This window comes from Paraburkholderia nodosa (assembly GCF_001718195.1).
In the GTDB taxonomy this organism is placed as follows: Bacteria; Pseudomonadota; Gammaproteobacteria; order Burkholderiales; family Burkholderiaceae; genus Paraburkholderia; species Paraburkholderia nodosa_A.
Genome location: NZ_MCNV01000008.1, coordinates 127391 through 140981 on the forward strand (window position 1 = coordinate 127391; position 13591 = coordinate 140981).

Here is a 13591-nt window from a genome sequence, read left to right on the forward strand (position 1 = left end):
ATCTCAAGCCGTTACTGCGCAACGAACTTGAAATCGACCGGCGAGCCGATATCGATGCGCTTCGGATTCGGCTCGAGCAAACCCGTCTGCTGATCGCGGCGGAACACGTAGGCGGTATCGCTGTTCTGGTTGCCGACGATGAGCCACTGCCCGGTCGGATCGATCGCGAACTCGCGCGGCGACTTGCCGAGGCTCGACTGGCGCCCCACGCGCTTGAGCTTGCCGCTCTCGCCATCGACGGCGAAGATCGAGATGTCGTTGGCGTCACCGCGATTGGAAACGTAGAGGAACTTGCCGTCCGGCGAAAGATGGAGCGCCGCCGCGCCCTGCGTTCCCTCGAAGCCCGGCTCCGCCAGCTTCTCCACTTGTTCCAGCTTCATGTGGCCATCGTGATACGCAAACACGGTCACGGTGGCGGCCAGTTCGCTCGTGAGATACGCGTGACGGCCGTCATTGCCGAAGATCAGATGACGCGGACCGCTGCCCGACTTCACATCGGTATAACGCCATTCGGTCGGGCTCACCAGGCCGCGGCTGCCGTCCGGCGTATAGAGATAGGTCCAGAGCTTGTCGGTGCCGAGATCCTGGGTGAAGAGATAGCGCCCATCCGGCGAAAACACCGTCGAGTGCACGTGCGCATTGTCCTGACGCCCCTTCACGGGGCCGCCGCCCTCGTGGTGCACGGTCAGCACGGACTCGCCCAGCTTGCCGTCCTGCTGCACGGGCAGGACGGCGAAGCTGCCGCCCGGGTCGGCCGCAACCGAGTAGTTCGCCACGAAGAGGTAGCGCCCATCCGGCGAGAGGCTCAGGTAGCACGGATCGTTGCCCTGCGCCGACACCTTGTCGAGAAACGTGAGCTGACCGCTTGCGGCATCGAAGCCGAACGCACTCACGTCGCCGCGCAAGCTGGCAGGACCGTTGTCGCCCGGTAGCTCGTTGACTGCGTAGACGAAGCGGTTGTCCTTGCTCACCACGAGAAACGACGGGTTCACCGTCTTCGCCACGCTGACCGGCTGCATGTCGCCCGTCTGCGTATCGAAGTGATAGACGTAGAGGCCCTCGCTCTTGCCGCCCGTATAGGTGCCGACGATCAGGTTGTAGACACCGCCCGCGGGCGCGGTCGTGGAAGCGGATTGCGCGAACGCATGCGTCGCGGCGACGGAAGCCATGATGACAACACCTTTGACGAGCTGGGTAAGGAGATGCGCCGGTCGGCCCTCAGTCCGGCGCGATCGGGAAAGGCTACCTGAACGGGCAGATAAGTGGGCCGATGAGCGGGAGGGCGTAGGCACGGCGTTTGCGGCGGCACGGCGAAGGAACATGTCGACCTCCTTTTTCTTGTCGATGCAGGGGAGCGGGTCGGCCCTCGTCGCAATGCCGACCGTATTCGCCCCGCTTTCGTCTGATACGTGGGACACCGGCCCAGTATAGGAGAGGTCGCGAGCGCCCGCCCCGCAAGCGCGCAGCGGCAAGTCCGGGCCAAAATCGAAGCAGCAACAAGCAACAAAGGCATCCACGCCAAGGTTCGAAACCCGCCGCAACCAGGGAGCCGTCATGAACATTCACGTCGCCATCGGGCCGCTCGTCGCGCTCATCGCAGGCATTCTGATTCTCGCCGTGCCGCGTCTGCTCAATTACATCGTCGCGCTGTATCTGATCATCATCGGGGTCATCGGGCTATTCGGCGTGGGCGGGCATCTGTGACCCGCTCAGGTCGCGCTCGACGGCGTTTGTTGACACAGGCGAGATGAGTATTTGCGCGTGCTGCTGCGCAAAACGCATTGCGCAGGCGGCCCCGCTGCCACTACTCTTGTGCGTGCATGCCGCACCGCTGCGGCAAGCGGCTTTCGTTTTCGAGCAACGCTGTCAATCTGCTTACTATGCCCGCACCCATTGAAGACTACGCATTGATCGGCGACGGCCACACGGCCGCGCTCGTTTCCCGCGCCGGATCCATCGACTGGCTCTGCTGGCCGCGCTTCGACTCCGGCGCCTGTTTTGCCGCCCTCCTCGGCACCGAAGAAAACGGCCGCTGGCTGATCGCGCCCGCGCAGCCCGAAGAGGGCGCGAAAGTCGAGATCAAGACCACGCGCCGTTATCGCGGCGACACGCTGATCCTCGAAACCGACTTCGAAACACCCGAAGGCGCGGTGACGCTCATCGATTTCATGCCGCCCGGCAACGGCTGGTCCGAACTCGTGCGCATCGTCGTGGGCCGGCGCGGCACCGTGCGCATGGAAAGCCAGCTCGTGCTGCGCTTCGACTATGGCTTTTCGGTGCCATGGGTGAGCCGCCTCACTTACGAGAGCGGCATCAAGGCCACGGTGGGCCCGGACACGGTCGTGCTGCGCACGCCCGTGGACCTCCAGGGCGAGAACATGCACACAGTGGCGCAGTTCGACGTGAAGGAAGGCGAGCGCGTGCCGTTCTCGCTTTCGTATGCGGCCTCGCACCTGCGTCTGCCGCCGCCGCGCGACCCGTTCACGGCGCTCGCGCGCACCGAAAACTTCTGGACCGAATGGGCCTCACGCAGCACCGTGGAAGGCCGCTGGGCCGAACCCATCCGCCGCTCGCTCATCACGCTCAAGGCGCTGGCCTACGAGCCCACCGGCGGCATCGTCGCGGCACCCACCACGTCGCTGCCCGAGCAGCTGGGCGGCACGCGCAACTGGGACTACCGCTACTGCTGGCTGCGCGACGCGACCATCACGCTGCTCGCGATGATGCGCGGCGGCTACTACGACGAAGCCCGCGCCTGGCGCGCCTGGCTGGGCCGTGTGATGGCGGGCTCGCCCTCGCAGTTGCAGATCATGTACGGGCTGGCCGGCGAGCGCCGCCTGCCCGAATTCGAACTCGACTGGCTGCCCGGCTACGAAGGCGCGAAACCGGTGCGCGTGGGCAACAACGCGGTCGGCCAGCTGCAGCTCGACGTCTACGGCGAAGTGATGAACGCGCTGCACCTCGCGCGCGTGGGCGGCTTGCAGGCCGACGAGACCGCATGGTCGATCCAATGCGCGATGCTCGAACACCTCGAGACGATCTGGACCGAGCCCGACGAGGGCATCTGGGAAACGCGCGGGGGCCGCCAGCATTTCACGTTCTCGAAGGTGATGGCGTGGGTCGCCTTCGACCGCGCGATCAAGTCGGCGGAAAAATTCGAACTGCCGGGGCCGCTCGATCACTGGCGCGAACTGCGCTCGACGATCCACGCGACCATTTGCGAGCGCAGCTTCGACAAGGATCTGAATTCCTTCACGCAGATCTACGGCGGCACCGATCTCGACGCGAGCCTGCTGCTCATGCCGCTGGTCGGCTTCCTGCCCGCGGCGGATCCGCGCATCGCCGGCACGGTCGCGGCGATCGAGCGCGATCTGATGTGTGAAGGTTTTGTGATGCGCTACCGCACCACCGAATTCAACGATGGACTGCCGCCCGGGGAAGGCACCTTCCTTGCGTGCAGCTTCTGGATGGTCGACAACCTGGCCCTGCAAGGCCGCATGGACGACGCACGCCACATGTACGAGCGCCTGCTTTCGCTCGCCAACGACGTGGGATTGCTCGCCGAGGAATATGACCCCATTGCGGGGCGCCTCGTCGGCAACTTCCCGCAGGCGTTCTCGCATGTGGCGCTTGTGCATACGGGCCTGAACCTCATGCGGCACGAACAGGAAATGGCGAAGGAGACGGGGCACCCCGCGGTCGGCGGCGCGTCGGCCGAGCCAGCTGTTGCATCCGCATCGTAAATGTTCGAAAGCGCCTGGACGTTTTCGCGAGCTGGGGTACACTAGGGATGCTGCGTTGCACAACAGCCGGGCAAAAACAAGGCCGCCCGCGCCGCCTGGCAACGGGGCAAAACGCGTGTACCGCCTTGCAGCGCGCTTGCAGCCACGAGCTGCGAACGAATGCGGGTCCGCTCGCGCTAAAGCCCTCCGGGCGGCGGCCGATATACAACCTGACTGACCGACCAACCTTGCCGGCCCGCATCTGCTCCGCGCCTCAACCGCGCGCGACCCGGGTGCGAACCGCTCCTTGAAGATGCCGGAGCGCCCATGCTCTATCAAATCCGTGAATTCCAGCGCGCGTTGCTCAGCCCGCTGACCGCCTGGGCCCAGGCCGCCTCGAAATCGTTCTCGAATCCGACGAGCCCGTTTTCACTCGTGCCGGGCGCCACGCGCTTCGCCGCAGGCTACGAACTGCTCTATCGCCTGGGCAAGGACTACGAGAAGCCCGAGTTCAACCTTCGCCAGATCGTGAAGGACGGCTTCAATATTCCGATCGTCGAGCAGACCATCATCGAGAAGCCGTTTTGCCGCCTGCTGCGCTTCAAGCGCTACGCCGACGACACCGGCGCCGTGGCCGCGCTCAAGGACGAGCCGGCCGTGCTCGTGTGCGCGCCGCTCTCCGGCCACCACGCCACGCTCCTGCGCGATACCGTGCGCACGCTGTTGCAGGACCACAAGGTGTACATCACCGACTGGGTCGACGCGCGCATGGTGCCGCTCGAAGCCGGTCCGTTCCATCTCGACGACTACGTTGCGTATATCCAGGAATTCATCCGCCATATCGGCGCGAAGAATCTGCATGTGCTGTCGGTTTGCCAGCCTACGGTGCCCGTGCTCGCGGCCATCTCGCTGATGGCGAGCCGCGGCGAGGACACCCCGCTCACGATGACGATGATGGGCGGCCCGATCGACGCGCGCCGCAGCCCGACCGCCGTCAACTCGCTCGCCACCGAACACTCGCTCGACTGGTTTGCGAACAACGTGATCCATCCCGTGCCGGCGAACTATCCGGGCGAAGGCCGCGAGGTGTATCCGGGCTTCCTGCAGCACGCGGGTTTCGTCGCGATGAATCCGGGCCGTCACACCACGGCGCACTGGGACTTCTACAAGAGCCTGCTGCGCGGCGACGAAGAGGACGCCGAAGCACATCGCCAGTTCTACGACGAATACAACGCGGTGCTCGACATGGCCGCCGAGTATTACCTCGAGACCATCCGCACCGTATTCCAGGAGTTCAGTCTCGCTGAAGGCACGTGGGACGTGGCCGGCGAACGCGTGCGTCCGCAGGACATTCACGACACGGCGCTCTTCACGATCGAAGGTGAGCTCGACGACATTTCGGGCGCGGGCCAGACGCGCGCCGCGCACGATCTGTGCACGGGCATTCCCGAGGCAAACAAGCATCATCTGACTGCCGAAAAATGCGGCCACTATGGCATCTTCTCGGGCCGCCGCTGGCGCACGATCATTTATCCGCAACTGCGCGATTTCATCCGCCAGCACCAGCAGCCCGCCGCCCACACGAGCAAGGAAGCGTCTGCCCGCGGCCGCTCGGCACAGGGCGCTGTCGCCTGACGAAGGCTTGCGCTTCACTCGAGCGCACGCAATCCGCACCGGCAGCAGAATCCGCGCGCCGTCCCAGGACGGCGCGTGGCGTTTGTGGAGCGTGAAACGGCTTTGCGAATTTGCCGCGCGAGTCGTGCGCTATTTGCGCATGAGATACGCGAGCAGCATCTCCGTGTTGAGCTGAATGACTTCCGCGCGTTCGGCAGTCGTGCTGAAGTCTCGACCGAGCGTGGCGTTGAGCGTGTAGCGGTTCGAGACGATGTAGTAGCCCATGCCCGAAAGCGTCACATAGAGTCGCAACGGATCGATGCTCGGGCGGAATAGTCCTGCGGATTCACCGCGCGTGAGAATCGAACCGAGCGTCGCCACGATCGGCGAGATCATCTCGCGAATTCGTGTGGACTTCTGCATATATCGCGCCTCGTGCAGATTCTCGTTGTTCACGAGCCGCAGCAGTTCGGGATTGTCGCGATAGTAGTCCCACACGAAATGCGCGAGCCGCGTGATCGCCTCGACGGGTGCAAGCCCCGAAAGATCGAGGGCGCGCTCGGCTTCATTGAGCGCGCCGAATGCGTGCTCGAGGACCGCCGTGAAGAGTTGCTCCTTGCTGCCGAAGTAGTAATAGAGCATGCGCTCATTGGTTTCGGCGCGTCGCGCGATCTGGTCGACGCGTGCGCCGAACAGGCCGCCATTGGCGAATTCTTCCGCCGCGGCGAGCAGAATGCGGCGGCGTGTGCCTTCAGGATCTCTTTTGATTTTTGGCTGATTCATGGTGGCAGGATCTCGTTAAGCCGCGTTGTCCGGTTTACGCTGTCGGGCAATACTGCGCCGGGCCTCTCCTCGCCCTGGTATCGACAACGTTGTGCGGGGCGCGCCAGGTTAATGGACAGACACCCTCCGACCTACGGTCTTGCGTTCCTTCTTGTTTGTTTGATGTCGTTGCGAGCCGACATCGTCCTTCCCCCTGTCTGCCTCTTGCGAAGCACGTTCCTGCCGTGCCCGACATGTACCGCTTACGTCTATTGATTTCCCCTGGACTGCACGGTGCTTCGCATTAAGCGCTTTGATTATGGCACATGGCCCGCCGATGGCAATGCGGGAAATCGGCGATAATGCAGGCTTTGGCGCTGTGCGTGTGCGCCCCTTGAGGCCAGCTGCGAAACCCTGCGCGCCCAAGGTCACGGCACCGCCCGCGCCGCCCCGATGTAGCGAACGTGAACGATCCCAAAACACTCGCAGATCGCATCGAAGATCTGCTGCCCCAGACCCAATGCACGAAGTGCGGCTATGACGGCTGCCGGCCCTATGCCGAAGCCGTCGCCGCCGGCACCGCCAACTACAACCAGTGCCCGCCCGGCGGCCTGGAAGGCGTTGAGCGCCTCGCGACACTGCTCGGCAAACCCGTCATCCCGATCAATCCGGACAACGGCGTGGAGCGTCCACGTCCGGTGGCGTTCATCGACGAACAACTGTGCATCGGTTGCACGCTGTGCATGCAGGCGTGTCCCGTCGACGCGATCGTGGGCGCGCCAAAACAGATGCACACCATCGTCAAGGATCTGTGCACGGGTTGCGACCTGTGTGTCGCGCCCTGCCCGGTCGACTGCATCGCAATGATTCCCGTTACGGGCGACGCGACCGGCTGGGACGCATGGACGCAGCAGCAGGCCGACGAAGCCCGAGTGCGCCATGACCGGCGCGCCGCGCGCCAGGCCGCCGAACGCAATGCGGCCGAGGCGCGCGCCGCCGCGCGCCGCGCCGCCACGAGCGCGCCGCAGGCCCAGGCAGCGCAGGACGCCGCTGTGCAAGCGAGCGCCACGCCATCCGCGAGCGCCCCCGCCGACGACGCCGAAGCGAAGAAGAAAGCGATCATCCAGGCTGCGCTCGAACGTGCGCGCCGCAAGAAGGCGGAACTGGCCGAACAGGGTGTGGGACCGCGCAACGTCGAACACGTGAGCGCCGATGTGCAGGCGCAGATCGATGCCGCAGAAGCGCGCCGCAAACGTATCGGTATCGAGTCGAATACATCGGACTCGTCGACTGACGACGACAAATCCGCGCGATAGCGCTCCGCAACGCAACGCAAAGGCCCCACGCACAACGAGCATGAATGCCACCAAGCGCCGCGCCATCTACGAAACGCTGCAAAGCCTCAATCCGCATCCCACTACCGAGCTGGAATTCAACACGCCGTTCGAACTCCTGATCGCCGTGATGCTTTCCGCGCAGGCCACCGACGTTTCGGTGAACAAGGCCATGCGCCGGATGTTTCCGGTCGCCAACACGCCGGAAACGGTGCTCGCGCTGGGCGAAGAAGGGGTGGCCGATTACATCAAGACGATCGGCCTTTATCGCACCAAGGCCAAGAACGTCATTGCGACGTGCCGCATTCTCATCGAGCAATACGGCAGCGAAGTGCCACCCACGCGCGAGGCGCTCGAAGCCCTGCCCGGCGTTGGGCGCAAGACTGCCAACGTCGTGCTCAACACGGCCTTCGGTCAGCCGACCATCGCCGTCGACACGCATATCTTTCGGGTTGCGAACCGAACGGGACTCGCGCCCGGCAAGGACGTGCGCGCCGTCGAAACCGCGCTCGAAAAATTCACGCCGCCCAAGTTCCTCCAGGACGCGCATCACTGGCTCATCCTCCATGGCCGCTATGTGTGCAAGGCACGCCGGCCCGAATGCTGGCATTGCGTGATCGAGCCGCTGTGCGAGTTCAAGCCGAAGACGCCGCCGCCTGAGCTCTGAGCGAGCGCAGGCGCCCGGGCGTAAAATGATCGATTCAGACGTCGCAGCACGACGCTGCACGATGTAGCGCCCCACCCATACGACCGACTCACGATGTTCAATCCCAGCCGCGACGAAGTCCGCCGCTTTTTCACCGAGACCTGGCGCAAGCAGCGCGCGGGCGAAATCCTCACGCCGCTCGAGGCGATCGCCGCCGACTGGATCGTCGAGCACCCCGAATATCACATCGAACTCGCCGACGCCGATGCGGCCGCCGCGCAGGATTACTCGCCCGAGCGCGGCCAGAGCAATCCGTTCCTGCATCTGTCGATGCATCTCGCGATCAGCGAGCAGCTTTCGATCGACCAGCCGCCCGGCATCCGCGCTGCGCACGACCGGCTCGCGGCACGCCTCGGCTCCACGCACGATGCGCAGCACGCGATCATGGAGTGCCTCGGCGAAACGATCTGGGAAGCGCAACGCACGAACACGCCACCCGACACCGACGCCTATCTCATGCGCATCGAGCGCCGCGCTTCTCGCGATTGAAGCGCGATTCAATCCCGACTGAATCGCAACTGAAAGCGCGACGCAGGCAAACGCCACCGCAAAAAAACACCCCGCGAACGCCTCGCCGCAAACGAGGCCCACGCGGGGTGTTTCACATGATGCGGCACGCATGGCGCGCCGCGCTCACGCTTACTTCTTGTTGACGAGGTCGCCGCCGAGCGACTCGATGTACGCGGCGAGATCTTTCATATCGCTCTGCGAAAGGCTCTGCACCTGCGCCTGCATGATCGCATTGTTGCGGCCGAGGTGCGGATTGCTCGTACCCATCTGGTACTGGCGCAGCGCCCAGTAGATGTAGTCGGCGTGCTGGCCGGCGAGCTTCGGATATTCGGGGCTCACGGGCTTGTTCAGGCCCGGGCCGTGACAGGCCGCGCAGTTGTGGCTGTCGGCGAGGACCTTGCCGTTGGAGGCATCGGCCGCGTATGCGGGATTGAGCGCGAGCGCGGCGGCCAGTGCGAGCCCGGCGCCCGCGAGCTTGATGGTTGCACCGGCAAACGAAGGCATAGCCGTGTAGGGCTTGTTCATGGGTTCTCCACCTGCCGGTTATTTATTCGGATTGTCTTTCGACGCGGCCGTTTGCGACGCATAGTAGGCCGCGATGTCGGCGATGTCCTGTTCGGTGAGCGAGGACGCGATCGCGTGCATCGTCTCGAAATGCCGGTCGCCCTTCTTGTAGGCGAGCAACGCGTTCATGATGTACTGCGCGTTCTGGCCGCCCAGAATGGGCACGTGGTAGACCTCGGGGTAAGCGGTGCGGTAGTCGGGAATACCATGACAGCCGATACACATCGCCACCTTGTCCTGACCCGCCTTCGCGTTGCCCACGATGTCCGCGTGAGCCGTGACCGCGAAGCACGCCAGCATGGTGATTGCGCCCGTGATGACGTGCTTGCCGACAATTTTTTTCATAGCATCCAACCTGGCTTGAGGGGATTCGAACGCCCGAACCGCAGGCCACGGCCTGCGCCGCATTACTGCTGTTTTACTTTTGGGGTCGCCGTGCAGGCCGAAAAAAATCGGTCCGAGTATACCGCGACGCCGCGCCGCCCGTCCACCGGCCGCGCCACGCCTGGCGGGCCTCGGAGCGCATCGCGAGGCCCCGCGACGGGCCCGCGGCGGCCACGCAGCGCCCTGTCGCGCGGCCTCGCCCGCAGACAACCCGGAGGAACCCTGGCACGCGCAACGGACCCGCCGCGCGCCGTCGCGAGGCGGCTGACGGCCCTCGCGACCGTGCCCCAAAGAGCGGACCCAACGATACGCGGTGGCGCGCCGACGCAACACCCCATCTGACTTATACTGGGCTTTTTTCCCAGCGAGCGGATTCACCATGCGCGCCACGCGTTTCGAAGGCTCATCGCAGTACGTCGCCACCGACGACCTCAAGCTCGCGGTCAACGCCGCGATCACGCTGAAACGCCCCCTGCTCATCAAGGGCGAGCCCGGCACGGGCAAGACCATGCTGGCCGAAGAAGTGGCCGCTGCGCTGGGTATGCCGCTCATGCAGTGGCACATCAAGTCCACCACCAAGGCGCAGCAAGGGCTCTACGAGTACGACGCGGTCTCGCGCCTGCGCGACTCGCAGCTCGGTGACGAACGCGTGAAGGACATCGCCAACTACATCGTGAAAGGCGTGCTGTGGCAGGCGTTCGAGTCGGACGAGCAAAGCGTGCTGCTGATCGACGAAATCGACAAGGCCGATATCGAGTTCCCGAACGACCTGTTGCGCGAACTCGACCGCATGGAGTTCTACGTCTACGAGACGCGCCAGCTCATCAAGGCGAAACAGCGTCCGCTCGTCATCATCACGTCGAACAACGAGAAGGAGCTGCCCGACGCTTTCCTGCGCCGCTGCTTCTTTCACTACATCAGCTTTCCCGATCCGGCGACGATGCAACGTATCGTCGAGGTGCACTATCCGGGCATCCGCAAGGAACTGCTCAACGCGGCCATGGAAAGCTTCTTCGAACTGCGCAACGTCGCGGGCCTGAAGAAGAAGCCTTCTACTTCGGAACTGCTCGACTGGCTCAAGCTCCTGCTCGCCGAAGAGGTCCCGCCCTCGGCGCTGCGCGCGGTCGACGGCTCGAAGTCCATGCCGCCGCTCGCCGGCGCGCTGCTCAAGAACGAGCAGGACATGACGCTGTTCGAGCGCCTCATCTACATGAACCGCCACAACCGTTGACCGGGAAACCGCGCGCGAAAGCCGGAGACACCGCATGCTGATCGACTTCTTCTACACGCTGCGCGACGCGAAGCTGCCGGTTTCCGTGAAGGAGTACCTCACGCTCGTCGAAGCGCTCAAGGCGCGCGTGATCGCGCCCTCGCTCGACGACTTCTACTATCTCGCGCGCATGACGCTCGTGAAAGACGAGCAGTACTTCGACCGCTTCGATCAGGCGTTCGGCGCGTATTTTCGCGGCATCGAGAAGAAGTCGGAACTGGCCTTCGAGATCCCCGAGGACTGGCTCAAGAAGCGGCTGGAGCGCGACTTCACGCCCGAACAGCGCGCGCAGATCGAGGCGATGGGCGGCCTCGACAAGCTCATGGAGCGCCTCAAAGAGCTGTTCGAAGAACAGAAGGAGCGTCACGAGGGCGGCAGCAAGTGGATCGGCACGGGCGGCACGTCGCCCTTCGGCCACGGCGGCTATAACCCCGAAGGCATCCGCATCGGCGGCGAAGGCGGCCAGCGCAGCGCCGTGAAAGTGTGGGATGCGCGCGCGTACCGCGACTACGACGACCAGGTCGAAATCGGCACGCGCAACATCAAGGTCGCGTTGCGGCGCCTGCGCCGCTTCGCGCGCGAAGGCGCGGCGGAAGAACTCGACCTCCGCGACACGATCCGCAGCACCGCCGCGAACGCGGGCTGGCTCGACCTCAAGATGGTGCCGGAGCGCCACAACAACGTGAAAGTGCTGATGCTGCTCGACGTGGGCGGCTCGATGGACGATCACATCAAGCGCACCGAGGAGCTGTTCTCGGCTGCCAAGGCCGAGTTCAAGCATCTCGAGTTCTATTACTTCCACAACTGCGTGTACGACCACCTGTGGAAGAACAACCGCCGCCGCCACGCCGAGCGCACGCCCACGTGGGACCTGCTGCACAAGTTCACACCCGACTACAAGCTCATTTTCGTGGGCGACGCCACCATGAGCCCGTACGAGGTGCTGCAGCCGGGCGGCTCGGTCGAGTACAACAACCCCGAAGCGGGCGCCGTGTGGCTGCGCCGCCTCGCCGACCAGTTCCCGCATTTCGCCTGGCTCAACCCCGAGCCCGAGCGACTATGGGAGTACCGCCAGTCGGTGTCGATCATCCGTGAGATCCTCGGCCACCGCATGTACCCGCTCACCGTCGCCGGGCTCGAAACGGCCATGCGCGTGCTGAGCAAATAGGCGCCAGCACTCCCGCCCTTTTCCGCTTGTTCGAGGCGGCGCGTGCCTGAGGTGTGTTCAGGCCGCGCCGCCCGATGCCGTCATACCTACGCAAAATCCGGAGACCAACCGCATGACCGCCCCCTCTTCCCCCGACCTGCCAGCGGCGTTCAGGCCGGGACCGCTGCGGCCCTTCGCCGACACCTCGGTCGCCACGATCGTGGCCGGCTTCGTCGCGATGATGACCGGCTACACCAGCTCGCTCGTGCTGATGTTTCAGGCCGGCCAGGCCGCGCATCTGTCCGACGCGCAGATCTCCTCGTGGATCTGGGCGCTGTCCATCGGCATGGCCTTGACCACCATCGGCCTGTCGCTGTGGTTGCGCGCGCCCATCGTGATCGCGTGGTCCACGCCGGGCGCGGCGCTGCTCATCAGCTCGCTGCCGCACGTGCCTTATGCCGAGGCGATCGGCGCCTATCTCGTCTGCGCCGTGCTGCTCACGGCCGTGGGCCTCACCGGCTGGTTCGACGCGCTCATGAAGCGCGTTCCGGCAGGCATCGCGGCGGCGCTGCTCGCGGGCATCCTGTTCGAGATCGGCATCGAGATCTTCCACGCCGCGCAGGTGCAGACGCCGCTCGTGCTCACGATGTTCTTCGGCTATCTGATCGTGAAGCGCTTCGTGCCGCGCTACGCGATCGTCGCGACCCTCGTGATCGGCATCGCCGCCGCCGCCATGCTCGGGCTGCTCGACTTCAGCCACTTCCGCGTGGCGGTGGCGAGACCCGTGTTCACGATGCCGGCGTTTTCGCTCACCGCGGTGGTGAGCGTCGGCATTCCGCTCTTCGTCGTGGCGATGGCCTCGCAGAACGTGCCCGGCATCGCCGTGCTGCGCGCCGACGGCTACGACCACACGGCCGCGCCCTCCTCGCCGCTCATCGCCACCACGGGCATCGCCTCGCTCGTGCTCGCGCCGTTCGGCTCGCACGGCGTGAACCTCGCGGCCATCACCGCGGCGATCTGCACCGGCCCGCACGCCCACGAAGACCGCACGAAGCGCTACATGGCGGCCGTCTGGTGCGGCATCTTCTACCTGATCGCCGGCACCTTCGGCGCGACCATCGCGGCGCTGTTCGCGGCGTTCCCGCAGGCGCTCGTGGTGTCGATCGCGGCGCTCGCGCTGTTCGGCTCGATCATGAGCGGCCTCACCAACGCCATGCAGAACCCGAGGGAGCGCGAAGCCGCGCTCATCACCTTCATGGTGACGGCTTCCGGGCTTACGCTGCTGTCCATCGGCGCGGCGTTCTGGGGGCTCGTGGCGGGGGTCATGACACAGTTCGTGCTCAACGCGCGGCGCGCCTGACGCGGGCGAGCCCCCGCCGCGTGCGCCCGCCAACGCCGCTGGCACGGTGTGCGCGGCGCGTTTGTCACGCGCCCTGCCCGCGCGAAACGCAACGCCATGCGTTTCCGCCATAAAATGACGATGTGAGCCGCGCCCGGACGCGCGGCAAGATGCGCCCCACCCGGTTCCCCGCCCAATCCGCGCGGGCCGTGCCGCAAAGGCGCAGCGCCTTTCTCGTT

At 65.0% G+C, this 13591-nt stretch carries 12 protein-coding genes and 1 pseudogene; 9 read left to right on the forward strand and 4 right to left on the reverse strand.

From position 1 onward, the window contains the following. Window positions 1–11 precede the first annotated feature (11 nt). A complete protein-coding gene (locus tag BFD71_RS16250) occupies window positions 12–1322 on the reverse strand; it encodes a lactonase family protein (protein ID WP_069265352.1) in 1311 nt (436 codons plus the stop codon). Between the two features lie 232 nt (window positions 1323–1554). Here BFD71_RS16250 and BFD71_RS39155 point away from each other — a divergent pair, with 232 nt between their 5' ends. The 3 genes and pseudogenes from BFD71_RS39155 to BFD71_RS16260 form a co-directional block, all read left to right on the forward strand. Then, on the forward strand, window positions 1555–1704 hold the full coding sequence (locus BFD71_RS39155) for a DUF3096 domain-containing protein (protein ID WP_081771773.1): 150 nt from the start codon (window positions 1555–1557) through the stop codon (window positions 1702–1704). Between the two features lie 176 nt (window positions 1705–1880). Beyond that, a complete protein-coding gene (locus BFD71_RS16255) occupies window positions 1881–3743 on the forward strand; it encodes a glycoside hydrolase family 15 protein (RefSeq protein ID WP_069265501.1) in 1863 nt (620 codons plus the stop codon). Window positions 3744–4049: 306 nt separating this feature from the next. Continuing rightward, window positions 4050–5348 (forward strand): annotated as a pseudogene (locus BFD71_RS16260) (polyhydroxyalkanoate depolymerase); the annotation flags it as partial. Between the two features lie 138 nt (window positions 5349–5486). On the opposite strand, the gene BFD71_RS16265 reads toward BFD71_RS16260, so the two are convergent. Beyond that, window positions 5487–6119, reverse strand: a complete 633-nt coding sequence (locus tag BFD71_RS16265) for a TetR family transcriptional regulator (protein ID WP_069265354.1) — start codon at window positions 6117–6119, stop codon at window positions 5487–5489. Window positions 6120–6562: 443 nt separating this feature from the next. On the opposite strand from BFD71_RS16265, the gene rsxB reads away from it, so the two are divergent. From rsxB to BFD71_RS16280, 3 genes are all read left to right on the forward strand, one after another. Next, on the forward strand, window positions 6563–7414 hold the full coding sequence (rsxB, locus tag BFD71_RS16270; RefSeq protein WP_069265355.1) for an electron transport complex subunit RsxB: 852 nt from the start codon (window positions 6563–6565) through the stop codon (window positions 7412–7414). Window positions 7415–7454: 40 nt separating this feature from the next. Next, window positions 7455–8099, forward strand: a complete 645-nt coding sequence (nth, locus tag BFD71_RS16275; protein ID WP_069265356.1) for an endonuclease III — start codon at window positions 7455–7457, stop codon at window positions 8097–8099. Between the two features lie 93 nt (window positions 8100–8192). After that, entirely contained in the window at window positions 8193–8627 is a 435-nt protein-coding gene (locus BFD71_RS16280; RefSeq protein ID WP_069265357.1) for a DUF1841 family protein, read from the forward strand. A gap of 150 nt (window positions 8628–8777) precedes the next feature. Here BFD71_RS16280 and BFD71_RS16285 read toward each other — a convergent pair whose 3' ends face one another. Beyond that, complete coding sequence (locus BFD71_RS16285) at window positions 8778–9173, reverse strand: c-type cytochrome (protein WP_069265358.1); 396 nt, start codon at window positions 9171–9173, stop codon at window positions 8778–8780. An 18-nt stretch (window positions 9174–9191) separates the two neighbouring features. Continuing rightward, complete coding sequence (locus BFD71_RS16290; protein ID WP_069265359.1) at window positions 9192–9557, reverse strand: c-type cytochrome; 366 nt, start codon at window positions 9555–9557, stop codon at window positions 9192–9194. Between the two features lie 418 nt (window positions 9558–9975). On the opposite strand from BFD71_RS16290, the gene BFD71_RS16295 reads away from it, so the two are divergent. The 3 genes from BFD71_RS16295 to BFD71_RS16305 all read left to right on the forward strand — a co-directional run bounded on the left by BFD71_RS16295 (window position 9976) and on the right by BFD71_RS16305 (window position 13373). Beyond that, on the forward strand, window positions 9976–10827 hold the full coding sequence (locus BFD71_RS16295) for an AAA family ATPase (RefSeq protein ID WP_069265360.1): 852 nt from the start codon (window positions 9976–9978) through the stop codon (window positions 10825–10827). A 34-nt stretch (window positions 10828–10861) separates the two neighbouring features. After that, on the forward strand, window positions 10862–12034 hold the full coding sequence (locus BFD71_RS16300; RefSeq protein WP_069265361.1) for a vWA domain-containing protein: 1173 nt from the start codon (window positions 10862–10864) through the stop codon (window positions 12032–12034). Window positions 12035–12146: 112 nt separating this feature from the next. After that, window positions 12147–13373 (forward strand): benzoate/H(+) symporter BenE family transporter, encoded by a 1227-nt coding sequence (locus BFD71_RS16305; RefSeq protein WP_069265362.1) that lies wholly within the window; start codon window positions 12147–12149, stop codon window positions 13371–13373. Window positions 13374–13591 lie beyond the last annotated feature (218 nt).